Source organism: Alistipes sp. An66, from assembly GCF_002161445.1.
Lineage (GTDB): Bacteria > Bacteroidota > Bacteroidia > Bacteroidales > Rikenellaceae > Alistipes > Alistipes cottocaccae.
In genome coordinates, this window is record NZ_NFHT01000003.1 from 71,760 (window position 1) to 98,064 (window position 26,305).

Below are 26,305 nucleotides of genomic sequence, written 5' to 3' on the forward strand. Positions count from 1 at the left end.
GTTCTTGATTCTGTCGTTATTTCACCTTCGCCGCGAAGCTCTTGGCGGGCTTGAAAGCGGGGATGTTGTGTTCGGGAATGGTGATCGTCGTGTTCTTCGAGATGTTGCGGGCGACTTTCGTGGCGCGCTTCTTCACGATGAAACTTCCGAAGCCGCGAAGATACACGTTATTCTTCTGGGTGAGCGACGTCTTGATGCTCTCCATGAAAGCCTCGACGATAGCCTGCACCTGCACTTTCTCCACGCCGGTGCTCTTAGCGATTTCGCTTACGATATCAGCCTTTGTCATGTCTTATGGTATTTAAAATTAAGTTCATCCGAATGATTCGGAGTGCAAATATACGCTTTATTTGAATTTCCGCCAACAAACCGCAATTTTTTTTCACCTTTTTTCAGCGGAAGCGTACGGTTCACGCTTCCAGCACGATACCGGAACGAACGCAAATCCCGGGCCAAAAGGCGAAGCGTGCGGAATCGGCGCCTCCGCGCACGACCGTCCGGCGGATCAATCCGCCCGGTCCGGCAGCCGCGCGGGAAAACGAGGCTCCCCCGGCCGAAGAAATCCCGCCGGTCACCCAATAAAGCGCATGTTTTTTGCGTTTGATGGTAAAATCACTATTTTTGTAATCCCAAAACCGATTAGGTATGGTCAAAATACTCTGGGTCGACGACGAAGTCGAACTGCTCAAACCCCACGTCCTGTTCCTCCAACAGAAGGGATACGAGGTGGACACCTGCAACAACGGGTACGACGCCATCGACATGGCCTCGGAAGGCTCCTACGATCTGATTATCCTCGACGAGATGATGCCCGGCATGACGGGGCTCGAAACCCTCCCCAAAATCAAGGAGGTGCGCCCCACGACACCCGTCATCATGGTCACCAAAAGCGAGGAGGAGAACATCATGGACAAGGCCGTCGGTTCGAAGATCGCCGACTACCTGATCAAGCCCGTCAACCCCAACCAGGTGCTCCTCTCCATCAAGAAGAACGTCCACCAGCAGCAGCTCGTCACCGAACAGACCACGGCCGACTACCGCTCGGAATTCGGACGCATCTCCGCCTCGTTGCAGATGGCCGAGACCTTCGCCGACTGGTGCTCGCTCTACCGCAGGCTCACGGCCTGGGAGATCGAGCTCGGCGAGTCGACCGACGAGAGCATCAAGGAGGTGCTCACCTACCAGAAGACCGAAGCCAATCAGGAGTTCTGCAAGTTCGTGCGCCGCAACTACTACAACTGGATCAACCGCCGCTCGGACGACACGCCGGTGATGTCGCACACGCTCATGCGCACGAAGATCTTCCCCGTGGCGGACGAGAACCCGAAGACCACGCTGCTGCTGATCGACAACTTCCGCTACGACCAGTGGCGGGCCATCTCGTCGCTCCTGCGCGGCTACTACGACGTCCAGCAGGACGACTTCTACTGCGCGATCCTGCCCACGGCCACACAGTACGCCCGCAATGCGATCTTCGCCGGGCTGATGCCGCTGGCCATCGACAAGCTGATGCCCAACAAGTGGCTCAACGACAACGAGGAGGGCGGCAAGAACCAGTACGAGGAGGAGTTCCTGCGGCGTCTGATGACCCAGAACGGCAAGACGTGGAAATTCTCCTTCGACAAACTTGTGCGCCCGGAGCAGGGGCGCAAGCTCGTGGACAACATCCAGCGCATCTACGACGCCGACTTCTCCGTCATCGTCTACAACTTCCTCGACATCCTCTCCCACGCCCGCACCGAGACGGACATCATCCGCGAACTCACGGAGGACGAGGCGGCGTTCCGCTCGCTGACGCGCTCCTGGTTCGAGCATTCGGACCTCTACACGATCCTGCGGCTGCTCTCCGAACGCGGGCACACGGTGGTCATCACCTCGGACCACGGCACGATCCGCGTGGACAACCCGGTGAAGGTGACCGGCGACCGCGAAACGTCGTCGAACCTCCGCTACAAGACGGGCCGCAATCTGGCCTACAACTCCCGCGAGGTCTACGAGATCCTGCGCCCGGAGGACGTGCAGCTGCCGTCGAGCAACCTCACGTCGAGCTACATCTTCGCCTACAATTCGGACTTCCTGGTCTACAACAACGACGCCAACCGCCATATCCGCTACTACCGCAACACGTTCCAGCACGGAGGCATCTCGATGGAGGAGATGATCGTTCCGTACATCGTTCTGAAACCGAAACAGTAAAACACGCATGAAAACCATCCATATCACCTCGCAGGAGGAGCTCCCGCAGGTCGCACGGGCGATCATCGAACTTCTGGGCCGCCGCACCGTGGTGGCCTTCCGCGGCGAGATGGGCGCCGGAAAGACGACGCTCATCCGCGAAATCGCCGCACAGCTGGGCGCCACCGACACCGTGACGAGCCCGACGTTCGCCATCGTCAACCAGTACAAGGGGCAGGGCAACCGCCGCATCTACCACTTCGACTTCTACCGCATCGAGGATCTGCGCGAGGCCTTCGATTTCGGTTACGAGGAGTACTTCTACTCGGGGGACCTCTGCCTGGTGGAGTGGCCCGAGAAGATCGAGCCGCTGCTCCCGGAGAACGTCGTAACGGTGCGCATCACCGTCGACAGCGACACGACCCGCACCTTCGAGATCGAGTAGCCGGGCTGCCGGACCGCCGGGCTGCAAAGGCTCCCGAGCCGCCCCGAACCGCCTGAACGCCCGGCCGCCCCGGGATCGACACCGGCCGAACCGCCCCGAAATCGACACAAACCGAAGCCGCCCCGGGATCGGCACAAACCGGACCGACCCGGACGGCCGAAACCACCCCGACCCATCGACCCATCAAAATAACCAGAAAAATGCAGGAATATATTTCGAAACAACACCAGATTCTGCGCCCCGCGGAGCAGATCTATGCGGTCATCAGCCGCTTCGACAACCTCACGCCGGCGCTGGCCGACCGCGTCGAGGAGTGGCAGGCCACCGAGGACCGCTGCTCGTTCAAGGCCAAGGGCTTCACCGTCAAGCTCCGCATGGAGGAGCGGGAGGCTCCCAAACACGTGAAGATCGTGGGCGACGAAGGCGGCGTACCGGTCGACTTCGCCTTCTGGATCCAGCTGCACAAGGTCTCCGACACGGATACCCGGATGCGCCTCGTGCTGCACATCGAACTGAACATGATGATGAAGATGATGCTCGGCTCGAAGTTGCAGGGGGCCATCGACCAGATCGCCGAGGGCATCGCCAACGCCATGAACCAGGCCCCGATGTATTGATGACAAAAAACGGCTTCCGAAATTGTTCGGGAGCCGTTTTTCATTCCGGGGCCGGGAGGGAGCAGGCCGGAGAAGTCAGATCCGGGGTTTCTGCACCATGCGGATCACCAGCGCGAGGGCCTGGATCAACAATCCGTAAATAACCGGGATGCAGGTCACGCGGAGACCGCCGGCCAGCACCGGGAAGGCAACCTCCCCGGCCTCCCTCACGAAACCCAACACCTGCGAGATGCCGAGCAGCGTATAGACGGCTCCGGAGATCAGGGCCAGCAATCCGATCTCCCGGACCCAGGCGGGAGCCTTCCAGGCCGCAAGCAGCAGGCCGATCAGTTCGAGGGTCAGCAGGGTCATGCCCCACAGTCCTCCCTCCATAAAAAGTTGGAACATACGTGCTTGTTTTTTGAGTGTTTTACGGGACAATTCCCGAATACAAAGATAGACGGCAGGGAGGTCCCGAAGCAAAAAATCGGGCCGTCGAAACCCGTCGTCATTCGGTAGAAACCCGCTGAAAGAGGCTTCCGGGTCGGTTTCATCACGCAGCGGCATCGTCTCCCGCGAAAATTCACCTATATTTGTACCGGACACAGAACGCGGTTCGGAAGCGCCCGATCCGAAAAGACCGGCGTCGCCTGCCACTGCGTTCACCTTCTATTTATCAAGCAATCTCCGCCATGAAACAGAATCTTCCCCTTCTCTGGTGGCTCGTGTCGTCCATAGCGATCGCCCTCGTCTTCGGAGCGTCGGGATATGCGCCCGACCAGGCGGTCCTGCTCACCGTCTTCTTCCTGCCCGGGCTGCTGGCCCTGCGCTATTTCGTGCCGCAGCTCTCGCTCGGCAAGCGGCCGGGGGAATTCCTCAACGCCGTCTATCTCGTTGCGGCCGTCGTCGCAATCGAATACCTCGCCCTGATCTTCGGTCATCGGGTCGCGTTCGACACGCTCCCCGACACGCTCCCCGGAGCGGTCTTCCATCCGCTCTTCATCCTGCTGCTGATCGCGGTATTCATCGTCCCGGAGCGGCTCATCGCACGCTACCTCGAACAGCGGCAGCCGTATGACGACACGTTGAGCTTCATCTCCGAGCGCCGCCGGATCACGCTCGACCCGGGGGAGATCCGCTACATCGAATCGAACGACGACGAGGTGTGGATCCATACCGCAGCGGGCGAAGCCTACCGCACGAAGACGCGCATCTCGCAATGGGAGGCGCAGCTCGACCGACGGTTCCTGCGCGTCCACCGCTCCTGGATCATCAACACGGAGCACATCGACGAATACCGCCCGAACCGCATCCGGATCGGGACGACCGAGATCGAGATCTCGCGCAAATACAAGGAAGAGGTCCGCATCCGCCTCGGAAAGGAGTGACCCGCCACCGGGCTCCCGAACATCCGCAAAGCCCCGGCCGAAACGGCCGCGGAGAACGGTCCGGGCCCGTCTAAAAATCCGACGCCGCAACGTCCCGCCCGGACATTGCCCGAGCATCCTGCCATCACAGCATCCGCCCCGACGACGCTCTACCGCTCCATCGCTTCGGCCACACGGCGGATCGTCGGGAAGGCTTCGCGGACGTGTTCCGCAGCCTCCGCGGGCGTGCACCACACGACCCGTTCGATCCCCTCCTCGGTCTGGGGGCACAGGGACGAGGGCCCCGTCGCACGGAGTTCGAACCAATGGGTCTGTTTCAGCTCCCAGCGTCCGGTCTTCGGGAACCAGTAGGCGTGCAGCGTCCGGCACAGCGGCCGCGCCGTCTCGCTCCGCACGCCCGTCTCCTCCTCCACCTCGCGCGCCGCACACGTCTCGATGCTCTCGCCCGCCTCGAGGTGCCCCTTCGGGAGGTCCCAGCGTCCGTTGCGGCGGATCAGCAGCCAGCGCCCCGCGTCGTCCACGACCACGCCGCCGGCCGCCTCCACCCACGCGAACTGCGCCGCAAAGGCCCGGAACATCGCTTCGGGATCCGCCGAAACAACCGCCACGGAGTTGTACGATTCGAGAAAATTCAGTATCTTGGGGCGCAATACGTCGTCGGCGGAGTGCGCCGCGACCGTATACCACGTCCCGTCGGGCGCCGCATCGGTAAAAAGCAGGGCCTTGTCGGCAAAATAGACGGTACGGTTCATGTGAAGAGTCGTTTTTTCGGAATCCAAAAATACGAATAAATAGGAAAACCTCAACGAAAATGAAAAAAATCATCTGGATGATGGCTATTGCAGCTGTGGGGCTGGGCGCCTGCGACCGGCAGCGTCCCGAACCCCTGAAAATCGACAACGCCCTGACGCCGGAGGAGATCGCCGCCGGGCGCTTCACCCCCGAGGTGATGTGGAAGATGAGCCGCGCGGGCGGCGCCGTGCTCTCGCCCGACGGAGAGCGTCTCGTCTACCAGCAGACCGACTACAACCTCGCCGAAAACCGCGGCGTGACGACCCTCTGGGTCGAGGAGCTCGCCACGAAGGCCGTAACGCGCCTGACCGACTGCACGTCGAACAGCCTCGCACCGCGGTGGAGCGCCGACGGGCAGCACATTTACTTCCTCTCGGACCGCAGCGGCTCGATGCAGGTCTGGGAGATGGCCCCTGCGGGCGGCAACGTGCGGCAGCTGTCGGATCTGGCGCGCGACGTCGAGGGATTCGGCATCTCGCCCCGCGGTGACAAGGCGTGGTACGTGCAGCGCGTGCAGGTGGCCGACCGCCGCTCGGCCGACATCCACAAGGACATGGACAAGTCGCAGGCCCGCATCTACGACGACCTGATGGTCCGCCACTGGGACTACTGGGACGAGGGCGAGCACCTGCACATCTTCGTCGGCGACTTCGGACCCGACGGTTTGAAGGAGGGTCGGGACATCCTCGGCCCGGAGGCTGCCTGGGACGCCCCGCTGGCCCCCTACTTCGACATGGCCGAGATCGCCTGGAACAACGCCGGAACAATGCTCGCCTACACCTGCAAACCGCTGACGGGCACGGCCTACGCCGTCTCGACCGACTCGGACATCTTCGTCTACGACGTCGCCTCGCAGCAGACGCAGAACATCTGCAAGCCCACCAACTTCAACACCGGAGAGAAGATCGAATCGCAGCAGGAGAACCTGCCGGGCTATGACAAATACCCCGTCTGGTCGCCCGACGACCGGAAGATCGCCTTCCTCTCGCAGCGGCGCGCCGGCAACGAGTCGGACAAGGCGCGGCTCTTCCTCTATGATTGTGCGACGACTGAAATGCGCGACCTGACGGCGGATTTCGACTACAACGCCATGAACGTCGTCTGGGAGGGCAACGACCGCCTGTGGTTCATCGCCCCGATCGAGGGGACGTACCAGATCTGCCGCGTGGCGACGGTCGACGGCGAGGTGGAGGTCCGGACCGAGGGCGACCACAGCATCACGGCCTTCACGACGGGCGGCGGACGCATGGTGGCCGAGCTGGCCACGATCTCCGCGGCGGCGGAGTTCTACGAGGTCGACACCGCCGACGGCGCCCTGACCCGGATCTCGGAGATCAACAGCGACATCTACGCCCAGATCCGCATGGGCAAGGTCGAGAAACGCTGGGTGCGGACCACCGACGGCAAGCAGATGCTCACGTGGGTGATCCTGCCGCCCGACTTCGATCCGGCCCAAAAGTACCCGACGCTGCTCTACTGCGAGGGCGGCCCGCAGAGCGTCGTCGCAAACGGGTGGAGCTACCGCTGGAACTTCCAGCTGATGGCCGCGCAGGGCTACATCGTCGTGGCGCCGAACCGCCGCGGCGTACCTTCGTTCGGGCAGGAGTGGCTCGACCAGATCTCGGGCGACTACTCCGGACAGAACATCCGCGACTACCTCTCGGCCATCGACGACGTGGCGCGCGAACCGTGGGCCGACGAATCGCGCATGGGATGCGTCGGAGCCTCCTACGGCGGCTACTCGGTCTACTTCCTGGCCGGCTGCCACGAGAAGCGGTTCAAGGCCTTCATCTCCCACTGCGGCATCTTCGACTTCGACTCGATGTACGGCGAGACCGAGGAGCTCTTCTTCATCAACAACGACTACGGCGGCCCCTACTGGGACAAGGAGAATGCCACGGCGCAGCGCTCCTATGCCAACTCGCCGCACAAGTTCGTCGACAAGTGGGACACGCCGATCCTGATCTTCACCGGCGAGAAGGATTACCGCATCCCCTACACGCAGTCGCTCGAAGCCTTCACCGCAGCCCGCGTGCGGGGCATCCCGGCCCGTCTGGTCGAGTTCCGCGACGAAGCGCACCAGGTCTTCAAGCCCCAGAACTCGATGGTCTGGAACCGCGAGTTCTTCGGATGGCTCGACCGCTACGTGAAAGGCGGCGAATAACCTCCGACCCCGGCCCGAAAAAGCCGTCCGGCAACCTCCGCCGGACGGCTTTTCCCATTCCGAAACCGAACTGCGACACCCGAAAAAGCTGCAGATTCGTGATGAAAAACAGCGCGTTCGTTGAATTTATTTCCAAAAATCGAGACTCGCCCCTATTTTTGCAGAGATTCAGATAAAAGAATTCGTGCATGATGAAACGTCGGACAACCCTGCTTTTCCTGCCGCTGCTCCTCGCCGCATGCTCCGAAAATCCGGAGGACGGAACAGTCCCGGCAGCAAGCCCCTTCGAAGTATCGATAGGTTCGGGAGCAAGACTCGACATCCGGGCCCGTTCGGCCACGCGCACCTCGCTGGACGAAGGCGGTGAGGAGGTCCGCTGGCAGGAGGGAGACCGGCTGACGCTCTGGGCCCGGAACTCCGCGTCGGAAACAGTGCTCGACGGAGCCGCATTCACGCTCTACCACTACAACGCGACCTACAACAGCGCCAGCTTCCGGGGCAGCATCCAGCCCATGCCCGAAGATACCTATACCTATTATGCCGTCTCGCCCGTCCCGGCCTCGACCGACGGACTGCGGGCCGGATACGATATTCCGGCCGTGCAGGACGGAGCGTTCCACGGTGAGTGGGACGTGATGGTGGCCACGCCGATCGAGGGCGCCGGGCCGCTGCGCGAACACGACAAGAAGGATGCGAACGGCATCAGCGACAATACGGACGTCGTCGACCTGCAATTCGCACACAAAATCCACGTACTGAAAATCGCCATCCCGCGCAACGACCTCGGAGAACCGGTTTCGGAGATCACGCTGACCTTCCCGTCGCCCGTCGCCGGACGGTTGACCGTGGACGCCTCGGATCCCGCCGCCGACGGCGTGCTGGCCGGATCGGGCAACACGCTGACCCTGCGGTTTTCGGAGCCGAAGGATGCCGGTGCCGTGGTCTACGCGATGATCGCCCCCCTGACGCTCGGCGAGGGCGAGACGGTCTCGATCGTGGCCGCAGGCGCGACGAGCGAGTCGGAGCCGCGGACGTTCGTCCCGGCGACCGCCGACCGGCGCTTCGCCGCCGGCCACACCACGCCGATCAACTACAACATCCCGGCCGCGGCCCAGGAGCTCACGCGCGTGACCTTCCGCCTCGCGGAGACGGGCATCAACACGCTGGGCGAGGCGATCGACACCTTCACGGTGACGGCACCCGAAGGCTGGACCTTCGAGGACGACACCCGGAGCCGGACGTTCGACGTCACGGGCACGGGCGACTATACGGTCCGCTTCCGGAGCTACACGAACCCCACGGAGGAGATGGCCGGATTCCAGGTGACGTACGATTCGGAGCATGCGCTGCTGACCGAAGAGTTCACGCTGCCGGCCGTGACCGTAGGCGGGGAGACCGTCGTGGAGTTCCGCGTGCCGTATCTCTTTGAGGAGACGTTCGGCGGAATCACGGATTTCAGCCACGACGACAATCTGGGTACCGGTGCAACAAACAGCGGCAACAACACCGCGGTCGATTTGAGCGGCTACGGATTGTCCGGATGGACAGGAGCCCGTTGCGGAGCCTCCGCGGGCAAAGCGATACGGATTTGCAGTCGCAACGAGTGCGCCGCCCTGACCCGAGGCAGCTACCACGGACGGATCGACTCTCCGGACCTCACGGCGTTGAAGGGCTCCTGCCAGATCGTCGTGCGCTTCAACTACTCCATAAACCGGAACTCCAACCAGGGGAACGTCCTGCAACCCTATCTTGCCGCCGGCATCACGGATACCGCCGATCGAAACACCACATCGAACCTCTGGGGCAGTTTCATTTCGGGCGAAGGCGACCCCGGCACGATCCTGCAATACAACATTCCGGCCGTTGTCTACGACCTGAACGACTCCGGAGCACTGAACGGATCCTTCGACAATATCCCGTTGCAAGGAGAGTTCTCGACGACGGCATCAGCCAGCCAGCGCCTCGTCTGGGAGGTCTACATGAAAAGCGGTGAGCCCAGAGCGTTTGCGACCTACTACTACTCCAACAACTGGGTTTACCTCGACAACATCCGCGTATCCATCGCCCAATAACGACTGCCATGAACATGAAAAACAGAGTGATTCTTCTCCTGGCATCGGCGGCCGTCGCAGCCGGAGGATGCGCCAAGAATGAAACACCCGCGGACGGCAACGGATACGGAACGCTCCGCATCGGCTGCCGCACCGACGCCATGATCACCACACGGGCCGAGATTGCCGTGACGCCGGTCCCGACGGCCGGGGAATTCGCCCTCACGATCTCCGGGCCGGAGTTTTCCAAAACCTGGGAAAGCCTCTCCGCATTCAACGACGCGGGCGAGACGATCCCCGCCGGAAGCTACACCGCCGAGCTCCGCTACGGCGACCCGAAGGCCGAAGGGGTCGGCAAAGTCTGCTACTATGGCAGTAAAGCGATCGAGATCGTGGCCCGGCAGCGCGTCGAGGAGACGATTCCCGTGCAGATCGCCAATGCACAGGTGCTCGTCTCGGCCACGGAGTCGTTCCTGAACTACTTCCACGACGCGACGTTCACCGTCACGACCTCCGCGGGGAACCGCTTCACCTTCACCCCCGGCGCCGAAACGGCGGACGAAGCGGTCTTCGTCGAGGCCGGCACGACGCTGACCCTCACGGGCACGGCCAAACTCCAAAGCCAGACCGGCACGGCTTTCGACCGCAACTACGCCTTCCCCGAGCAGCGGCTCGACCGCACCGTCGCACGCACGCGCCACACGTTCCTCTTCGACGCCCGCGACAACGGCAGCGCCACGCTGACGATCAACCTCGACGACGGATTCCTCGACGAACGCACGATCGACGTCGAACTGAACGACGATACCCTGTAACCCACCCGCAAAAAACGACACGAGATATGAAAAACATGACCGGATTACTTCTGACGCTGACCTTCGGCACACTCCTTCTGACGGGCTGCGTGAACGAAGAGCCCCCCTACAAGAAGACGGGCAGCGGAACGTCCGCAACCGGCACGACGGGCTACCTGAACGGCGAAGTGGGTCTGCGCGTGATCGCCGACTCGCAGACCGACATGCAGCCCGACGATACGGAGGACGAGACGCAGAACCCGCCGGCAGAGGCTTCGGCAACGACGCGCGCAACCGTGGCGACGGACGACTACCGGGTGAGGATCGTCCGTGCGGACGGCACCGACACCCCCTTCGAAGGGAGCTACGCCGAACTCAAAGCCTCGCTCGAAGCGACCCCGATGGAGCTGCCGACGGGCAGTTACAACCTTGTGGTCTGCTCGCACCGCGAGGAGGAGATCCCCGCCGTGGAGTGGGAGTCGCCGGTCTACGGCACGACCTACCCCTTCACGATCACGAAGGGCTCCACGACGACGATCAATGAGATCGTCTGCACGTTGCAGAACATCAAGGTGACGCTGCTCTGCTCGGCCGACCTGGCCGACCAGCTCACCGCCGAAACGAAAGCCACCATCTCGCTGGGGGCCGCCTCGATGGAGTTCGGCAAGGAGCGCTGGGACGGCCGACAGGCCGCCTTCTTCCTGCCGGCGGACGGGGAGAACAACCTGGATTTCCTCCTCACGGGTTCGTTCACCGACGGCGGCGAGGTGAAGTTCAGCAAGACCATCACGGGTGTCAAGGCCGGACAGTGGCGCAAGATCGAACTGGTGATCGTCTATGCCGATCAGGGCGAGATCAAGTTCGACATCTCGGTGGACAACTTCGTCCTCGACAATACGGTCACGATCAACGGCACCGACGGTCTCTGGGAGGAGATCCTCGAGGAGGGCGGCGGCGAGGAGGGCGAAGCCCCGACGATCGTCATGCAGGGCTGGGACATCGCGCAGCCCTATGTGCTGGAAACCGTCGACCCGGTGCGCGTCGACATCGCGGCCCCGAACGGCGGCATCCGCTCGCTGCTCGTGCGGATCGAGTCCGGACCGCTGCAAGAGATCCTCGTCTCGGTATCCGAAGCCCTCACCGGCGAGTTCGACCTCTGCGAGATCCAGCCCGGCACGCCCGAGGGCGACCTGCTGTCAACCGGCGTCGGATTCCAGATCGGCGACGAGGTCAAGGGGCAGCAGAGCACCTATTTCGAAATCAACAGCGAGATCCTCACGGCGCTCAAATCGCTGGGCGATCCGGGCGAGAAGCACTACTTCCACCTCCGCGTAATCGACAATGCGGGCGGGGAAACCTCGGCCACGCTGACCCTCGTAAGACCGACCGACGAATAGCCATGAAACGTCTGTACAGATACCTGATCCCGATGCTGGGGCTCGCCGCGGCGGGCTGCTCGGAGACCTCGCCGTCGCTCGACGACGCAACGGCGACGGGTACGCTGACGATGAAGGTCTCGACCCGTTCGGAGACCTCCTCCGCAGAGTACGACCCGATGGAGCACCTGACCGTCAGCATCTGCAACAGCGACGGGAAGCCGATCCGCAAATATACCTCGGAATCCGGCATTCCGGAGCGTTTGGAGTTGCTGGCCGGCGCGTACAGCGTCTCGGTGGAGGCCGGCGAGAAGGCCGCTGCCTCGTTCACCCGACGCTTCTACAAAGGCGAAGAGCCCTTTACCGTAACCCCCGGGGCGAATACGCCCGTCGAGGTAACGTGCACCTTGCAGAACAGCGTCGTCGAGGCCGTTTTCGACGAGACCATCGCCGAAAACTTCGGTTCGGAGTTCGAGGTGCGGGTGATGCCCGGCGCGTCGTATGACGAAAGCCGCGCCGACGCCGCCTCGACGCTCCGCTACACGGAGAACGCCGCAGGTTACTTCACGCTCGACGAGGGTGTCGACGCCCTCTCGTGGCGGTTCAGCGGCACGCACGCCTCGAAGGGCGCGGTCGAAAAGAGCGGCACCATCCCCGAGGTCCGGACCCCGGGAAAATACACGCTGACGTTCCGCTACTCGCCCGACCTGCCGGGATTCATCGAGGCCGTGGCGATCCTTGTGGACGATGATACCGACGATTTCGACGACACGATCATTTGGAGTCCCGACCCGACGATCGAGGGCGACGGCTTCGAGATCTCCGAGACGCAGCGCTATCTGGGCGGCGAAAAACGGTTCCTGATCACGACCGTCAAGCCGACGACGGCAGCCACGCTGACCTTCGACGGCAAGCCGTACGATCTGCTGGCGGCCGTCTCGACGCCCACGGCCGGCCTTGCCGTGGTGAAGACGGCCGAGAACGCCCTCACGGTGACGCTCTCCGACGACTTCTTCACGGGATGCCCGGGCGGCGACCATGCGCTGCGCATCGAAGCCACGGACAACGGCGGCGGAAACGGCAGCGCGGAGTGTATCTTCGCCTTGCAGGGCGTACTGGCACCCTCGGCCGCGGATTACGATCTGTGGGCCAATACCGTCACGCTGCGGGCCCGGGTCTTCGACCCCTCGGTCACAACGGTAACCTTCGGCCTGCGCACAAAAAACGGATCGTGGCAGGAGCTGCCCGGCACGAACGCCGGCAGCGAAACCTGGACGGCGACGTTCAGCCCCGAATGGACGGAGTCGTCCAACGAGAGCGGCCTGACGGTCTTCACGCCGAAGGCCGGAACGGGCGTCCGGGCCGACGGCGAATACGAATGCCGGGCGATGTTCGGCGAACGCGAAAGTCTCGCGTCGTTCGCCACCGCAGGGGGCCAGAGCATCCCCGGCGGCGACATGGAGGACGGTACGATGAGCTGCTTCACGATCAACAACCAGACGACCCCCTTCTGGGGCAGCGGCAACAACAACTACATGAGCGCCATCATCGGTGACCAGTTGACACGTCTCTGCACCCAGCAGGAGAAGTGCGGATCGAAATGCGCCCTGCTGGCTTCGCAGACCGCGGCCGGCCTGCTGGCTGCCGGCAACCTCTTCTCGGGAACGTTCGTCAAGCCCTCCACGCAGGGAACCGTCGGGTTCGGAAAGGATTACGACTGGCAGGCCCGCCCCCGGGCTCTGCGGCTGAAATACCACGCGACGATCGGGACGGTCGACATGACCAAATACACGGACGCAAGCGGCAACCATCCGATCGCCGCCGGACAGCCCGACCGGGCGATCATCTACGTGGCGATCGTCGACTGGGACGCCCCGCACAACGTCTCCTCGGGCATGAGCGCCCCGAGCGGCATGTGGGACCCCTCCACGGCGACGAGCCAGGCCGAAGGCCCGGTCATCGGCTACGGACGCTTCGTGATCAAGGAGTCGACCGCCGGCGACGAGATGGTCGACAAAGAGCTCGAAATCTTCTACTACGATCGTGTAACCAAACCCTCGAAGCCCTGTAAGATCGTCATTTCGTGTTCGGCCAACATGTACGGCGACTACATGAACGGATGCAGTACGAACCGGCTCTACATCGACGACTTCCAGTGGGTTTACTAACGACTAAACGCGAAACGATGCGCACGACACTCATACGCCTGCTGCTCCTCGGAGCGGGTCTCCCGGCAGCCTGCGGCTCGCTGCGGGCCCAGGAGTCGGAGGCTGCGGCGGCAGAAACGGCAAGGATGACAGAAACCGTCCGGGAGACCCCGGCGGACAGCACCGCACATCGTCCCCTGACGATCAACGAGATGCGACGCCGGCGCGGTCTGACCGATACGCACAACCTCTTCGTCCCGAAAGGCCAGTGGATATTCGGAGGTACGGCCTCCTACTCGACCCATACGAACAAAAGCTACCAGTTCCTGATCATCGAAGGCATCGACTCGAAAGGCTACACCTTCAAGATCAGCCCGATGATCGCCTACGCCTTCCGCAACAACATGGCCCTGGGCGGCCGCTTCATCTACTCGCGGACGCTGCTCAAACTCGACAAGGCCGCGATCAACTTCGGCGACGCCGACTCGAACGTGAGCCTCAACGCCCAGGACTACTACGCCCTGCAACACACCTATCAGGTGGCAGCCATCTGGCGCCAGTACATCCCGCTGGGCCGGAACAAGCGCTTCGCCCTCTACAACGAAATGTCGCTGGCGGCCGGCGGCAGCGAGGCCCGCTTTGCGAACGGATCGCCCGTCAAGGGCACCTACCAGAGCGGTTACACCCTCGCTCTGGGAATTTCGCCGGGAATCGTGGCCTTCGCCACGAACAACATGGCCGTGGAGGTGAACGTCGGCGTGATGGGTATCACCTTCAACCACACCGAACAGGTCCACAACCAGGTCACCGTCGGCGAACGCAACATCAGCCAGATGAACTTCAAGGTCAACATTTTCTCGATCGGCCTCGGCATGGCCTTCTATCTCTGAACCCGGCACGCCATGAAACACATCGCATACCTTCTGCTCTTCGCTCTCGGGCTGACGCTACCGGCCGCGGCACAGGCCGTCTCCGACGCGGCTCCGCTTCCGACGGCCGGGCACTCCGATACGCTCCGACTCCGGAACGGACTCTCCGCACAGGCCGCTCTCCCGACCGCCAAAACGCAAAAACAACGCTTCCTGCCGACACGCCGACGCATCGACCGGGAGATCAACAAACTCAAATTCGCCTACAAGGGTGAGGTCATCATGGGCCTGACGGCCTCCTACGGAACGCTGTCGAGCGACGACACCGACGTACTGCTCATTCTGGACAACGTCAACGCCGAGGGCGCCATGGCCTCCGTCAAACCCTTCATCGGCTATTTCTACCGCGACAACCGCTGTCTGGGCGCCCGATTCGGCTACAACCACATGAGCGGCACGCTCGACAAGGGAGCCGTCTTCGATCTGGGCGAGAGCAACGACGTCTCGCTCAACATTCCCTATCTCGACTTCACGAGCAACAACTATGCGTTCGGCATCTTCCACCGCTCCTATGCGGGGCTCGACCCCAAGGGGAGGTTCGGGCTCTTCGCCGAGATCGAACTCTCGGTCGCAACCGGAACATCGTGCTTCTCCTACGAGTCGGAGGGACGCATAAAACATACGTACAGCGACAATACGCAGCTCAAACTCGCGTTCAATCCGGGAGCGGCGGTCTACATCTTCCCGAACGTCTGCGCGACACTCTCGTTCGGACTGGGCGGCATCCAGTACACCTCCGTGACCCAGAAGGACGAACTGGGCAACAGGATCGGCAGCCGCGAGGCCTCGAAAATGAAGTTCAAACTCAACATCCTGGCCATCAACATCGGCATGACGATCCACATGTGGGACAAGAAAAAGCAATGACGCATGAAACGACTCCTGGCATATCTGCTCGCAGGTGCGGCGCTCCTCACGGCCTCGTGCATCGACAACGACCTGCCCTACCCGACCGTGGAGGTCGCCATCAACGGCGTGGAGGGCGAGGGTTTCGCGGTCTCGAACATCGACCTCACGACCCGCACGGTGACCCTCGCACTCGAAGAGGCCACCGACATCCGGAACGTGCGGATCGACAAGGTGACCTACACCGTCACGCCGCACAACACGAACATCGACCGACAGATCTTCCTCGACAACATCCGCCCGTCGCAGGAGCCGACCGGGACGTTCGACATGCGCACGCCGGTCTACCTCACCCTGACGCTCTATCAGGACTACGACTGGCAGATCGTCGCCTCACAGACCATCACGCGGAGTTTCCGTGTCGAAGGACAGGTCGGCGCCACGGAGTTCGACCTCGACAACCGTATCGCCCGGGCCTACGTCGCCAAGACGGCCGACCGCAGCCACATAACGATCACCGAGCTCAAACTCGGACCCGCCGGCACGGAAACGGTCACCACAACCTACTCCCCGACGATGGAGGAGCTCTCGACGATGGACTACGGATCGCCCGACGCGGAGGATCCGACGGCCGGAACACCCCATTTCGTGGATGTCACCTGCCACGGCCGCACGGAGCGCTGGCTGCTCTACGTGCTGCCCACCGACAAGACCGTCTCTACCGAGGCCGTCGATGCCTGGTCGGGCGTCGTCTGGCTCCGCGGGTCGGGAATCGCCGGCGAAACGATGGGATTCCGTTACCGCATTGGCTCCGACGGCGAATGGTCCGAAGTGCCCGACGTGGAGATCGACGGCGGAACCTTCTCGGCCGCCTTTGCCGCCGAACCGCTGACAACCTACCAGTTCAAGTCCTACTGCGGAGCGGACGAGAGCGACGTCGAGACCGTCACGACCGAAGGCATCGAGCAGCTGCCCAACAGCGGCATGGAGGAGTGGTCGAAACCCGGCACGCCCTGGCTGCCCTATCTGACGGACGGAAGCGGTACGGGCATCTCGCCCTTCTGGGATTCGGGCAACCACGGGGCCGTCACGCTGGGCGACAAGTACAACGTCACGACCCCCGACGAAAGCACCGTCCGCCCGGGCTCCGCAGGAACCAAATCGGCCAAACTCGCCAGCACCAAAGTCATGATCAAACTGGCGGCCGGAAACCTCTTCACGGGCGAGTTCGCCGGCGTGCGGGGCGGCACGAACGGCATCGTGAACTTCGGACGCCCCTTCACGCTGCGCCCCACGGCCCTGCGGGTCTGGGTGAAATACTCACCCGGGATCATCAATCTGATGGAGTCCAACATGCCCACGGGCGAGAATATCCAGAAAGGCGATCCGGACACCGGCTCAATCTACATCGCCCTCGGAACCTGGACCAAGGAGAAATACGGCATGGGCAAGGACGGCGCCGGCGACGACAAGAACAACGGACGCCCCTTCGGTACGGATGCCTGCCCGGTGAGCATCGACACGCGCGACGTGAAGACCTTCTTCAACCCGCAGGGCGAGGATGTGATCGGATACGGCATCCGGGTACTCCGGGAGGCCGTGACGGAGTGGACGCAGATCACCATCCCGATCGACTACCGGTCGACCGACAAGAAACCTACCCATCTGATGGTGGTCTGCTCGGCTTCGCGCTGGGGCGACTACTTCATCGGCAGCGACCAGAGTGTCATGTGGGTCGACGACGTCGAACTCGTCTACACGCCGGTGGCGAAAAATTGAGCATGAGATTCCCGCGTCCGCGGGAATCCCTCATTGATTGGCCGGCCCCGTTCGGACATACGAAAAAAACAGCGCTCCGGAGATCCGAAGCGCTGTTTTTCGATTATCTGTCGGGGATTACCTCCCGGCAATCCGACAGTACTTGTCGTAGCGTCCCATTACGTCGTTCACATAGGCCAGCGTCTGGTTGCTGCCGGTGAACCTTCCGCACTTGACCACCTCGTTTTCATAATATTCGGGTTGGGATTTCAGGGTCAGGTAGCGGGCTACAACCTCCCAGGAGTTGGGATTCTCGCCGTGCACGCGGGCCAGACGGCGGGCATCGCTCACATGGCCGATGCCGCTGTTGTACGAGGCCAGCACGATGCTCATGCGATCCTTCTCGGACGTGCCGGCCGGAAGCCGCAGCATCGTCTGGATCTCCGTCATCAGCTTGTTCGCCAGCCAGACGTTGGTCTCGGGATCCGAGACCCGGTCGAGCGGAACCTCGAAGTGGCGGGCCACCGAAGGCATGATCTGCATCAGCCCCCGGGCGCCGCTGCGCGAGGTGATGTCGGGCGTGAAGCGCGACTCGTGGTAGGCGATGGCGCTCATCAGACGCCAGTCGTGTCCCTCCTGCTCGCTGATGCGGCGGATCAGGTTGTCGTAGGCCGAGATGACGCATTTCTCCTCCACAAGGGGAGCATGGTCCGCTTCGGCCATCCGGTTCAGCACATCATCCGTCACGGGAGTGCCGAAATGGGCGTTAAAGCCGTAAAAAGTCGTTAAAATGGTTAAGAACGCAAACGTTAAAACAGTCTTTTTCAGCATAAAAGGTTGCTTTGCGGGCAGTTCATACCGCGCAGTACAACACGCTAATCATAGAATCCCCAGGAGATGCCGATCTTGAACATACCCGGATTGAGCGGGTAACGGGCTGCCGAGAAATACTCTCCGTTTCCGAACAGGCCCTTGTTCAGATGCTGATATTTCAGGAAGATCCGCATTCTCTTCCACTTCGCCATCACGAAGGCGTCCATGTAGGGATAGTTCCCCACCTCTTCCTCGCGTTGGTTGTAGTACACCGACAGTGCCGGATTGTATCCGGGCGCATAATATCGCGTATTATAACGTCCGTCGAGTCCGATCTGCAAGCGCAGGATGTCGCGCACGACCCAGAATTCGTAGTAATACGACAGGAAGGCGCTCAATAGCGGAACGGGTACAACTTCTTGATTCGTGCTCCACTGCAACAATACCCTGTGGTCCAAATGAAGTCCGCCGAGGCGGAAATCCTTGCGGGCATACACGCTCGTGAGGCTTACGCTTCCGTCATGCTGGGCGACGTTGCTGTCCGACGCATAGTAGATCTTGTCGGTAACGACTCCCTGCCAGGCTCCCGCTTCGAATGCGTAGTCGGGAACCGAAAACTTTACCTCCAACCGAGTCTCATTCTCCTTGTTCAAAGGAGTGTTCCATATATAATGGTTCGAGAATAGATTCTCCTGCCAGTAGTTCGGCGAGCGCCGCTCCATCGAGAAGCGGCCTTCGAGAATCAGGGGGTGTCCGCGGAGATAGCCCGTCAGTGCGAGGTGCGCACCGATCGAGAGGTCTCCGCCTCTGTATCCCGACGGGTAGAACTTCACGTTCCCGTCCCAGTCGACATACTTCTTTATCTTTCCGCTGACGGATCCGTAGGCGAACCAGCTGGTTTTATTCACCTTCGTATACTTTCCCGTCAGATAGTTGTTCAGTTCGAACTGCGAGTAGGTGTGCAGGTCGAGGCCGACTCCTGCATCGAGCGTTCCCACCACCCCGTTCCGGTCCCAGGGCTGCGCCTGCACGAAGACCCGGTTCGAGACGACCCGTTCGTAGATCGAGTCGCGCGTTTCCAGCGGATTGATGAACCAGTTCTTGTAGTAGTTGTACTCCGCCGACACGAAATTGCCGTTCTCGTCCCGATGGTCGCGTTCGTTCGTATAGGGTTCGTTCTTGTCGGTGTAGACCTTGCTCCACGAACTGTACTCGAACGAGTGCCCGACATAGACGGCCGAAAGCCCCGCCATCGAAAAGTCGCTCTCGGTCAGACGCTGCAACGGAATGCCGTAGGACTGCGTGATGAAGAAGGCGTTGTTGCGGTAGGTGTTCTGGGCTTCGGCTTCGGCCAGGCGCATCGGCACGCCCGAGGCCATACTGAACGTCGTATCGGCGATGGCCCACTTTCCGACCACGCCGCCGTTCTCCTGCTGTTCGATGTGGTTGTTGTAGAAACCCGCATGCACCGAATAGCGGCGCCCCGTATGGCTGACGGCCAGCGAGAGGTTGTGGTTCTTGGTCCGCGACCAGATGTACTGCCCGCGGGTGCCGCGCGACTTGTAGTCGACGTTGAAGCCGGTCGTCGGGGAGATGTTCTGCGCGACCATGATGCCGAAATTCTCCTCCCGGTAACGCTTCTGGCCCGACTCCGCGTAGTTCATCCGGATCATCGGCCGCTTCGTGTTGTAGAAGGGCACGTTCTCCATGTTGTAGGTGTACGCGTAGTAGGGACTCGCAAAACTGAAATCAAAGAACTGCGGTCGCCGGAAATAGTTCAGCGGCAGCGACGTCTGTCCGAGGGCACCCTGGGCGATGTCGCCCACATCCTCCCGATAGAACGGATAGTCGATCCGGTAATCGGTGAGCATCGTGTCCAGAGGAGCGATCTCCACGCGGTTGTAGTCACGTTTGACGTGCCACTTGAAGTTGTTCAACGCGCGGATCGAGTCGCTGAAAAAGTAGGATTCCAGCGGTTTTCGGATTTTCCGTTCCTTTTTGGTGGTGTCCTGCGGCTGTTGCTGCCCTTCCTCTTCGGTCTGCTCGTAGGGGTTCGAGCCGTAGAGGTTTCCTCCCTGACCGTTCTGCATGGCCCGTTGCAGGGTGCTCGCATCGAAACTCTGGGCCCGCAGCACGATCGGTGCGACGGAGAGCATTCCCAGCAGGAGCGTCAGCAGTATCCGGTTCGAAAATCTCGCCATAGCCAAAGAGCGGAAATCCGCGGCAAAGGTAATTAAAATTTTTTAATTATGCAAATCCGGCTTTCTTTCAGTCGTTTGAATTCCGGCGGAGGCCCCAGCGGATCGCCGAAATGAGGATGTAAAGGATGACGATGGCCGGAATGGAGTAGAGCCGAAGCACGGCGATCATCACCACGCACAAGGTCAGAAAGAGGTAGCGGATGGCGTTTCCGCGCCAGCCGAAGCCGCGGAATTTGAGCGAGAACATCCGCACGGGGGAGATCAGCAGCCAGGCCATGGCCGGCACGATCCAGATGAGCATCTGCCCGCCGAAATCGAAGCCCGTCCGTGCGGAGATCATACCCAGCGAGACGAAGAAGAGCGCATTGGCCGGGGTGGGCAGTCCGCAAAACTCCTCGTGCTGCGACTCGTCGATGTTGAACTTCGCCAGACGCAGCGCCGAGAAGGCCGCCATGGCGAAGCTGACGAAGGCATAGACGCAGTGCAGCAGGAACTGCTCCTCACCCATCGAACGGGTGGTCATGACGTAGACCACCGCCGCGGGGACGAAGCCGAAAGAGATCATGTCGGCCAATGAATCGAGCTGCACGCCGATGGGGGAATTCTGATGGAGCAGGCGCGCCGCAAAACCGTCGAAAAAGTCGAAGACGGCAGCCAGCACCACGAACCAGAAGGCCCATTCGAGGTTGCCGTAGACCAGCGCCGAAAGCGCCGCGAAGGTGCCGCACAGCAGGTTCGAGAGCGTCAACAGATTGGGAATGGTGAAGAATCTGATTTTCATGGCCCGTATGGTTTTCATCATCCCGGCAGACGTCACGAAGGGTGCGCGCACGAACCCCCGGATTTTCGATGCCCGGACGAAATTTAACTTCCGACAGGCGGCAAAGTTACTAAAATATTTTTATCTTTGTCGAAGTTAACTCCATATAATAACTTATGGCGAGCAATAAATATTGTGTCATCATGGCGGGCGGCATCGGGACCCGTTTCTGGCCCAAGAGCCGGCAGTCGATGCCCAAACAGTTCCTCGACATCCTCGGAACGGGAAAATCCTTCATCCGCCACACCTACGAACGCTTTGCAAAGATCGTCCCGGCGGAGAATTTCCTCGTGGTGACGAACGACAAATACCGGCAGCTCGTGCTGGAACACCTCCCGGAGCTCGACGAACGGCAGGTGCTGTGCGAACCCGTCGGACGCAACACGGCCCCGTGCATCGCCTATGCAGCCTACACGCTGATGAAGGCCAATCCCGACGCCGAGATGATCGTCACCCCGTCGGACCACCTGATCCTCAACGAAGAGGACTTCCGCTCGATCATCGCCGAATGCCTCGACTTCGCCGCCGAGCACGACGCGCTGATGACCGTGGGCATCAAGCCCACCCGCCCCGACACGGGCTACGGATACATCCAGGTCTCCGACTCGCAGCCCATCAGCAAGGTGAAGTGCTTCACCGAGAAGCCCGACCTCGAACTGGCCCAGGTATTCCTCCAATCGGGCGAATTCTTCTGGAATTCGGGCATCTTCATCTGGAAGGTGCGCTCGATCATCGAAGCCTTCGAGAAATACCTCCCCGAACACCACGCGCTGTTCAGCGGCGTGATGCGCGCCGAGGGAACCGACGCCGAACGCAACGTCGTGGAGATCGCCTTCTCGGAGTGCCGCGCCATCTCGATCGACTACGGCATCATGGAGAAGGCCGACAACGTCTACGTGCGCTGCGGGGAGTTCGGATGGAGCGACGTCGGGACGTGGGGCTCGGTCTACCAGCACTCGCGCAAGGACCGCTACGCCAACGCCGTACCCGAAGAGGGCTGCTACCTCTACGACACGCGGTCGTCGATCGTCTCGCTGCCGAAAGACAAAATCGCGGTCATCAGCGGGCTGAAAGAGTACATCGTCGTCGACACGGACGACGTGCTGATGATCTGCCCCCGCTCCGAGGAGCAGAACATCAAGAAATTCATCGACGAAGTAAAATTCCACAATGGCGACAAGCACATCTGAACTCTACGAACTCTTCCGTGCGCATCCGCACGTCTCGACCGACACCCGGAAGCTTGAACCGGGAGCCATCTTCTTCGCCCTGCGGGGCGCCAATTTCGACGGCAACCGCTTCATCCCCGACGCGCTGGCGAAAGGCGCCGTGGCGGCCGTCAGCGACGATGCCGCGATTGCGGCGTCGGATGCCCGCATCCTGCTGGTCGACGACACGCTGACGGCCTTGCAGGAGCTGGCACGGGAGCATCGCCGCGCGCTGGGGATCCCGATCCTCGCCATCTCGGGCAGCAGCGGCAAGACCACGACCAAGGAACTCGTAAGCCGCGTGCTGGCGGAGCGTTTCGAGGTCTACGCCACGCACGGCAACCTGAACAACCACATCGGCGTGCCGCTGACGCTGCTCGCCATGACGTCCGAGACGGAGTTCGGGATTGTGGAGATGGGCGCAAGCGCCTGCGGCGAAATCGCCCGGCTGGCGGAGATCGCCGAACCCGACTACGGACTGCTGACCAACATCGGACGGGCCCACCTCGAAGGCTTCGGGGGTCCCGAAGGCGTATTGCGGGGCAAGGGCGAACTGTTCGACTTTCTGGCGGTCCACGGCGGCCGGGCCTTCGTCCGTGCGGACGACGACACGCTGGCGACGATGGCTGCCGAGCGCGAGCCGCTGGCCGTGGAATACTACCCCTCGTCGCTGGCCGACGGCATCGAAAACCGGCTCGAAGGGGGTTACAACCGCTTCAACATCGCGGCGGCGGTCGCCATCGGACGTTACTTCGAGGTGCCGGACGACGCGATCCGGCGTGCCGTAGCAAGCTATACCCCCGACAATTTCCGCTCGCAACGCATCGTAACGCCGCACAACACGGTGATCGCCGACTGTTACAACGCCAATCCGACGAGCATGCGCGCGGCGCTCGAAAACATCGCGTCCGAGCCGCTGGACGAACAACAGCACCGGGTGCTGATTCTGGGCGACATGCTCGAACTGGGCGACTGGTCGCAGTCGGAGCACGAGACGGTGATCGAACAGGCGGCCCGAATCCCCGGCGCGGAGCTGATTCTCGTGGGCGGGGAGTTCGCCGCAGCCTACGCGGCACTTGCGGACAAACCGGCACGGACGATGCTCTGCCCTTCGCAGGAGGAGCTGCGGCACCTGTTGCAGGCGACCCCGGTGGAGCATGCGCTGGTGCTGGTCAAGGGTTCGCACGGCATCGGTCTGGAAAAGGTCCTCGACCTGCTGTAAGGCGGGCGGAAGCCCCGGGGATCGACACGAAAAGAGGGTCCGGCACGCAGGTGCCGGGCCTTTTTCGTGTGTTTTTCCGATAATTTTGTTATTTTTGCCCTCAATAAATCGTAACCATCATATCCCATGACACTGAACGAATACCAGCAGCATGCGCTCGAAACGGCCATCTATCCCGATGACAGCCGGATCATCTACCCCACGCTCGGACTCACGGGCGAAGCCGGCGAAGTGGCCGACAAGGTCAAAAAGGTGATCCGCGACGCCAACAAGGAGTTCACCGACGAGAAGAAACTCGAAATCGTCAAGGAGATCGGCGACGTGCTGTGGTACTGCGCCACGCTCTCGCGCGACCTGGGATACGAACTCGAAGAGGTGGCCCGGATGAACGTCGACAAACTCCGCTCGCGCATGCAGCGCCACCTGATCTCCGGCAGCGGCGACAACCGATAGCCCGCGATCGAGAATTGAAAATTGACAATCGAGGAGCAGGATCTCCGGATCCGGAGCCCGGCCGGACTCGCCGCACGGGCAACACTCCCTAAAAAACAACCGATTCATGAAACAGGAACAGACCCGAACTTCGCTTCCCGAAAACGCCTACCGCGAACTCAAACCCGGCGAGGAGTACACACCCGTGATGCCGGCTTCGTCATCGCCGAAAGAGGTGACGCCCTATTCGGTCACGATGGGCATCGTCATGGCCGTGATCTTCTCGGCCGCAGCCGCCTTCCTCGGACTCAAGGTCGGACAGGTCTTCGAAGCCGCCATCCCGATCGCCATCATCGCCGTGGGCATGGGATCCGTGCTGGGCAAGAAGAACATGCTCGGGCAGAACGTCATCATCCAGTCGATCGGCGCCTCGTCGGGCGTGATCGTCGCCGGCGCGATCTTCACCCTCCCGGCCCTCTACATCCTCGGGCTGGACGCCGCCTTCTGGCAGGTCTTCCTCTCGTCGCTGTTCGGCGGGCTGTTAGGCATCGTGCTGCTGATCCCCTTCCGCAAGTACTTCGTCAAGGAGATGCACGGCAAGTACCCCTTCCCCGAGGCTACGGCCACGACCGAGGTGCTCGTCTCGGGCGAGAAGGGCGGCAATCAGGCCAAGCTGCTGGCCGTCGCAGGACTGATCGGCGGCGTGTACGACTTCGTGGTCGGAACCTTCGGCCTGTGGACCGATGCCGTCTCGACGCGCATCTGCATGTGGGGGCAGGTTGCCGCCGACAAGTTCAAGGTCGTCTTCGGACTCAACACCTCGGCCGCCGTACTCGGACTGGGCTACATCGTCGGACTGAAATACGCCCTGATCATCACGGCCGGATCGTGCCTCGTGTGGTTCGTCATCGTCCCGGTGGTGGGTTCGCTGGCCGAAGCGATCGACCCCGCCGCGATGGGATCGCTGCTGGGCGTCACGAATGAAAAGCTCCTGGCCGACCCCTCGTCGCTCTTCACGGCCGAGAACCTCTTCGCCTACATCGGCAAGCCGATCGGCATCGGCGGCATCGCCATGGCCGGCATCATCGGCATCGTGCGGCAGTCGAAGATCATCCGTCAGGCCGTAGGCCTGGCCGTCTCGGAGTTCGGAGCCGGGAAATCGGCCGCCGTAACCACCGAGCGCACGCAGCGCGACATCCCGATGAAGCGCATCCTCTCGATCCTGATCGCCACGCTCATCTCGATCTTCGTCTTCTTCCACTTCGGGCTGCTCGACGGCTGGGTACAGTCCGTGACGGCAATCCTGATCGTCTTCGTCATCGCGTTCCTCTTCACGACGGTGGCCGCCAACGCCATCGCCATCGTGGGCACGAACCCCGTTTCGGGCATGACGCTCATGACGCTGATCCTCTCGTCGCTGGTGCTGGTAAGCGTCGGATTGAGCGGCACGACAGGCATGACGGCGGCGCTGATCATCGGCGGCGTGGTCTGCACGGCGCTCTCGATGGCCGGCGGCTTCGTCACCGACCTCAAAATCGGATACTGGCTCGGCACGACGCCCAAAAAACAGGAGGCGTGGAAATTCCTCGGAACGTTCGTCTCGGCGGCTACGGTGGCCGGCGTGATGATCATCCTCAACAAGTCGTTCGGGTTCGTCGGCGAGGGGGCGCTCGTCGCTCCGCAGGCCAACGCCATGGCGGCGGTGATCCAGCCGCTGATGACCGGCGGCCAGACCCCCTGGATGCTCTACTTCTGCGGTGCGGCGCTGGCGTTGGTGCTGACGGCCATCGGCGTTCCGGCGCTGGCCTTTGCACTCGGCATGTTCATCCCGATGGAGCTGAACGCCCCGCTGGTGGTCGGTGGACTGGTCGCATGGTTCGTCTCGACGCGCTCGAAGGACGAGGCGCTGAACAAGGCGCGTTTCGACCGCGGTACGCTGATTGCGTCGGGCTTCATCGCCGGCGGTGCGCTGATGGGCGTGGTGAGCGCAATCCTGAAATTCTGCGAGGTGGACTGGTTCCTCGCAGACTGGGCCGCCTCGAACGCCGCCGAATGGACCGGACTGGTGATGTATCTGGTGCTGATCGGCTACTTCGCCTGGCATACGCTCCGCGCAAAAAAGGAGGAGTAAAACTAATTGAGAAAAAA

At 61.8% G+C, this 26,305-nt stretch carries 23 protein-coding genes; 16 read left to right on the forward strand and 7 right to left on the reverse strand.

Features of this window, described 5'->3' with window-relative positions; genetic code table 11:
• Nucleotides 1-16: 16 nt before the first annotated feature.
• On the reverse strand, nucleotides 17-289 hold the full coding sequence (locus B5G16_RS03285; protein WP_087261072.1) for an HU family DNA-binding protein: 273 nt from the start codon (nucleotides 287-289) through the stop codon (nucleotides 17-19).
• 121 nt (nucleotides 290-410) lie between these two features.
• Nucleotides 411-653, reverse strand: a complete 243-nt coding sequence (locus tag B5G16_RS12500) for a hypothetical protein (RefSeq protein ID WP_143260814.1) — start codon at nucleotides 651-653, stop codon at nucleotides 411-413.
• On the opposite strand from B5G16_RS12500, the gene B5G16_RS03290 reads away from it, so the two are divergent.
• The 3 genes from B5G16_RS03290 (at nucleotide 646) to B5G16_RS03300 (ending at nucleotide 3,237) form a co-directional block, all read left to right on the forward strand.
• Nucleotides 646-2,196, forward strand: coding sequence for a T9SS response regulator signal transducer PorX (locus B5G16_RS03290; RefSeq protein WP_087261074.1), 1,551 nt, complete (start codon nucleotides 646-648; stop codon nucleotides 2,194-2,196). The genes B5G16_RS12500 and B5G16_RS03290 overlap by 8 nt on opposite strands.
• A 7-nt stretch (nucleotides 2,197-2,203) precedes the next feature.
• The gene (tsaE, locus tag B5G16_RS03295; RefSeq protein ID WP_087261076.1) at nucleotides 2,204-2,620 is read left to right on the forward strand and encodes a tRNA (adenosine(37)-N6)-threonylcarbamoyltransferase complex ATPase subunit type 1 TsaE; all 417 of its coding nucleotides are present in this window, start codon (nucleotides 2,204-2,206) and stop codon (nucleotides 2,618-2,620) included.
• A 200-nt stretch (nucleotides 2,621-2,820) separates the two neighbouring features.
• The gene (locus tag B5G16_RS03300; RefSeq protein ID WP_087261078.1) at nucleotides 2,821-3,237 is read left to right on the forward strand and encodes an SRPBCC domain-containing protein; all 417 of its coding nucleotides are present in this window, start codon (nucleotides 2,821-2,823) and stop codon (nucleotides 3,235-3,237) included.
• Between the two features lie 75 nt (nucleotides 3,238-3,312).
• Here the strand turns inward: B5G16_RS03300 and B5G16_RS03305 are convergent, their stop codons facing one another.
• Entirely contained in the window at nucleotides 3,313-3,624 is a 312-nt protein-coding gene (locus B5G16_RS03305; RefSeq protein ID WP_087261079.1) for a hypothetical protein, read from the reverse strand.
• A 284-nt stretch (nucleotides 3,625-3,908) separates the two neighbouring features.
• Here B5G16_RS03305 and B5G16_RS03310 point away from each other — a divergent pair, with 284 nt between their 5' ends.
• Nucleotides 3,909-4,604, forward strand: a complete 696-nt coding sequence (locus B5G16_RS03310) for a LytR/AlgR family response regulator transcription factor (protein ID WP_087261081.1) — start codon at nucleotides 3,909-3,911, stop codon at nucleotides 4,602-4,604.
• 149 nt (nucleotides 4,605-4,753) lie between these two features.
• Here B5G16_RS03310 and B5G16_RS03315 read toward each other — a convergent pair whose 3' ends face one another.
• The gene (locus B5G16_RS03315) at nucleotides 4,754-5,356 is read right to left on the reverse strand and encodes an NUDIX hydrolase (RefSeq protein ID WP_087261083.1); all 603 of its coding nucleotides are present in this window, start codon (nucleotides 5,354-5,356) and stop codon (nucleotides 4,754-4,756) included.
• Nucleotides 5,357-5,415: 59 nt separating this feature from the next.
• Between B5G16_RS03315 and B5G16_RS03320 the strand changes: the two genes are divergently transcribed.
• From B5G16_RS03320 to B5G16_RS03355, 8 genes are all read left to right on the forward strand, one after another.
• Nucleotides 5,416-7,560, forward strand: coding sequence for a S9 family peptidase (locus B5G16_RS03320; RefSeq protein WP_087261085.1), 2,145 nt, complete (start codon nucleotides 5,416-5,418; stop codon nucleotides 7,558-7,560).
• Between the two features lie 191 nt (nucleotides 7,561-7,751).
• A complete protein-coding gene (locus B5G16_RS03325; RefSeq protein WP_162612009.1) occupies nucleotides 7,752-9,632 on the forward strand; it encodes a hypothetical protein in 1,881 nt (626 codons plus the stop codon).
• A 14-nt stretch (nucleotides 9,633-9,646) separates the two neighbouring features.
• On the forward strand, nucleotides 9,647-10,426 hold the full coding sequence (locus tag B5G16_RS03330) for a DUF4493 domain-containing protein (protein ID WP_162612010.1): 780 nt from the start codon (nucleotides 9,647-9,649) through the stop codon (nucleotides 10,424-10,426).
• Between the two features lie 35 nt (nucleotides 10,427-10,461).
• Nucleotides 10,462-11,802 (forward strand): DUF4493 domain-containing protein, encoded by a 1,341-nt coding sequence (locus B5G16_RS03335; protein WP_162612011.1) that lies wholly within the window; start codon nucleotides 10,462-10,464, stop codon nucleotides 11,800-11,802.
• Between the two features lie 2 nt (nucleotides 11,803-11,804).
• A complete protein-coding gene (locus B5G16_RS03340; RefSeq protein WP_087261092.1) occupies nucleotides 11,805-13,949 on the forward strand; it encodes a DUF4493 domain-containing protein in 2,145 nt (714 codons plus the stop codon).
• Nucleotides 13,950-13,966: 17 nt separating this feature from the next.
• Nucleotides 13,967-14,818 (forward strand): hypothetical protein, encoded by an 852-nt coding sequence (locus B5G16_RS03345; protein ID WP_087261093.1) that lies wholly within the window; start codon nucleotides 13,967-13,969, stop codon nucleotides 14,816-14,818.
• A gap of 12 nt (nucleotides 14,819-14,830) precedes the next feature.
• Entirely contained in the window at nucleotides 14,831-15,724 is an 894-nt protein-coding gene (locus B5G16_RS03350) for a hypothetical protein (RefSeq protein WP_087261095.1), read from the forward strand.
• 3 nt (nucleotides 15,725-15,727) lie between these two features.
• Nucleotides 15,728-17,482 (forward strand): PCMD domain-containing protein, encoded by a 1,755-nt coding sequence (locus B5G16_RS03355; protein WP_087261098.1) that lies wholly within the window; start codon nucleotides 15,728-15,730, stop codon nucleotides 17,480-17,482.
• Nucleotides 17,483-17,599: 117 nt separating this feature from the next.
• Here the strand turns inward: B5G16_RS03355 and B5G16_RS03360 are convergent, their stop codons facing one another.
• From B5G16_RS03360 to pssA, 3 genes are all read right to left on the reverse strand, one after another.
• On the reverse strand, nucleotides 17,600-18,292 hold the full coding sequence (locus tag B5G16_RS03360) for a transglycosylase SLT domain-containing protein (RefSeq protein WP_087261100.1): 693 nt from the start codon (nucleotides 18,290-18,292) through the stop codon (nucleotides 17,600-17,602).
• A gap of 44 nt (nucleotides 18,293-18,336) precedes the next feature.
• On the reverse strand, nucleotides 18,337-20,475 hold the full coding sequence (locus B5G16_RS03365; protein WP_087261406.1) for a putative porin: 2,139 nt from the start codon (nucleotides 20,473-20,475) through the stop codon (nucleotides 18,337-18,339).
• A gap of 67 nt (nucleotides 20,476-20,542) precedes the next feature.
• Nucleotides 20,543-21,256 carry a CDP-diacylglycerol--serine O-phosphatidyltransferase gene (pssA, locus tag B5G16_RS03370; protein ID WP_087261102.1) on the reverse strand — a complete coding sequence of 238 codons (714 nt, stop codon included), beginning with the start codon at nucleotides 21,254-21,256 and terminating at the stop codon, nucleotides 20,543-20,545.
• Between the two features lie 155 nt (nucleotides 21,257-21,411).
• On the opposite strand from pssA, the gene B5G16_RS03375 reads away from it, so the two are divergent.
• The 4 genes from B5G16_RS03375 to B5G16_RS03390 all read left to right on the forward strand — a co-directional run bounded on the left by B5G16_RS03375 (nucleotide 21,412) and on the right by B5G16_RS03390 (nucleotide 26,288).
• Nucleotides 21,412-22,485, forward strand: a complete 1,074-nt coding sequence (locus B5G16_RS03375; protein ID WP_204227994.1) for a mannose-1-phosphate guanylyltransferase — start codon at nucleotides 21,412-21,414, stop codon at nucleotides 22,483-22,485.
• Entirely contained in the window at nucleotides 22,466-23,725 is a 1,260-nt protein-coding gene (locus B5G16_RS03380; protein WP_087261106.1) for a UDP-N-acetylmuramoyl-tripeptide--D-alanyl-D-alanine ligase, read from the forward strand. Before B5G16_RS03375 ends, B5G16_RS03380 begins: the two co-directional genes overlap by 20 nt.
• A 126-nt stretch (nucleotides 23,726-23,851) precedes the next feature.
• Nucleotides 23,852-24,178, forward strand: a complete 327-nt coding sequence (locus tag B5G16_RS03385; RefSeq protein WP_087261109.1) for a nucleoside triphosphate pyrophosphohydrolase family protein — start codon at nucleotides 23,852-23,854, stop codon at nucleotides 24,176-24,178.
• Nucleotides 24,179-24,284: 106 nt separating this feature from the next.
• The gene (locus tag B5G16_RS03390; RefSeq protein ID WP_087261111.1) at nucleotides 24,285-26,288 is read left to right on the forward strand and encodes an OPT family oligopeptide transporter; all 2,004 of its coding nucleotides are present in this window, start codon (nucleotides 24,285-24,287) and stop codon (nucleotides 26,286-26,288) included.
• Nucleotides 26,289-26,305: the final 17 nt, after the last annotated feature.

Coding starts and splice junctions, on each gene's coding strand:
- B5G16_RS03365 (WP_087261406.1), bottom strand. CDS start 20,475: ATGGCGAGATTTTCGAACCGGATACTGCTGACGCTCCTGCTGGGAATG.
- pssA (WP_087261102.1), bottom strand. CDS start 21,256: ATGAAAATCAGATTCTTCACCATTCCCAATCTGTTGACGCTCTCGAAC.
- B5G16_RS03355 (WP_087261098.1), top strand. CDS start 15,728: ATGAAACGACTCCTGGCATATCTGCTCGCAGGTGCGGCGCTCCTCACG.
- B5G16_RS03285 (WP_087261072.1), bottom strand. CDS start 289: ATGACAAAGGCTGATATCGTAAGCGAAATCGCTAAGAGCACCGGCGTG.
- B5G16_RS03310 (WP_087261081.1), top strand. CDS start 3,909: ATGAAACAGAATCTTCCCCTTCTCTGGTGGCTCGTGTCGTCCATAGCG.
- B5G16_RS03335 (WP_162612011.1), top strand. CDS start 10,462: ATGACCGGATTACTTCTGACGCTGACCTTCGGCACACTCCTTCTGACG.
- B5G16_RS03305 (WP_087261079.1), bottom strand. CDS start 3,624: ATGTTCCAACTTTTTATGGAGGGAGGACTGTGGGGCATGACCCTGCTG.
- B5G16_RS03345 (WP_087261093.1), top strand. CDS start 13,967: ATGCGCACGACACTCATACGCCTGCTGCTCCTCGGAGCGGGTCTCCCG.
- B5G16_RS03290 (WP_087261074.1), top strand. CDS start 646: ATGGTCAAAATACTCTGGGTCGACGACGAAGTCGAACTGCTCAAACCC.
- B5G16_RS03300 (WP_087261078.1), top strand. CDS start 2,821: ATGCAGGAATATATTTCGAAACAACACCAGATTCTGCGCCCCGCGGAG.
- B5G16_RS03325 (WP_162612009.1), top strand. CDS start 7,752: ATGAAACGTCGGACAACCCTGCTTTTCCTGCCGCTGCTCCTCGCCGCA.
- B5G16_RS03390 (WP_087261111.1), top strand. CDS start 24,285: ATGAAACAGGAACAGACCCGAACTTCGCTTCCCGAAAACGCCTACCGC.
- tsaE (WP_087261076.1), top strand. CDS start 2,204: ATGAAAACCATCCATATCACCTCGCAGGAGGAGCTCCCGCAGGTCGCA.
- B5G16_RS03380 (WP_087261106.1), top strand. CDS start 22,466: ATGGCGACAAGCACATCTGAACTCTACGAACTCTTCCGTGCGCATCCG.
- B5G16_RS03315 (WP_087261083.1), bottom strand. CDS start 5,356: ATGAACCGTACCGTCTATTTTGCCGACAAGGCCCTGCTTTTTACCGAT.
- B5G16_RS03320 (WP_087261085.1), top strand. CDS start 5,416: ATGAAAAAAATCATCTGGATGATGGCTATTGCAGCTGTGGGGCTGGGC.
- B5G16_RS03340 (WP_087261092.1), top strand. CDS start 11,805: ATGAAACGTCTGTACAGATACCTGATCCCGATGCTGGGGCTCGCCGCG.
- B5G16_RS03385 (WP_087261109.1), top strand. CDS start 23,852: ATGACACTGAACGAATACCAGCAGCATGCGCTCGAAACGGCCATCTAT.
- B5G16_RS03330 (WP_162612010.1), top strand. CDS start 9,647: ATGAAAAACAGAGTGATTCTTCTCCTGGCATCGGCGGCCGTCGCAGCC.
- B5G16_RS03350 (WP_087261095.1), top strand. CDS start 14,831: ATGAAACACATCGCATACCTTCTGCTCTTCGCTCTCGGGCTGACGCTA.
- B5G16_RS03360 (WP_087261100.1), bottom strand. CDS start 18,292: ATGCTGAAAAAGACTGTTTTAACGTTTGCGTTCTTAACCATTTTAACG.
- B5G16_RS03375 (WP_204227994.1), top strand. CDS start 21,412: ATGGCGAGCAATAAATATTGTGTCATCATGGCGGGCGGCATCGGGACC.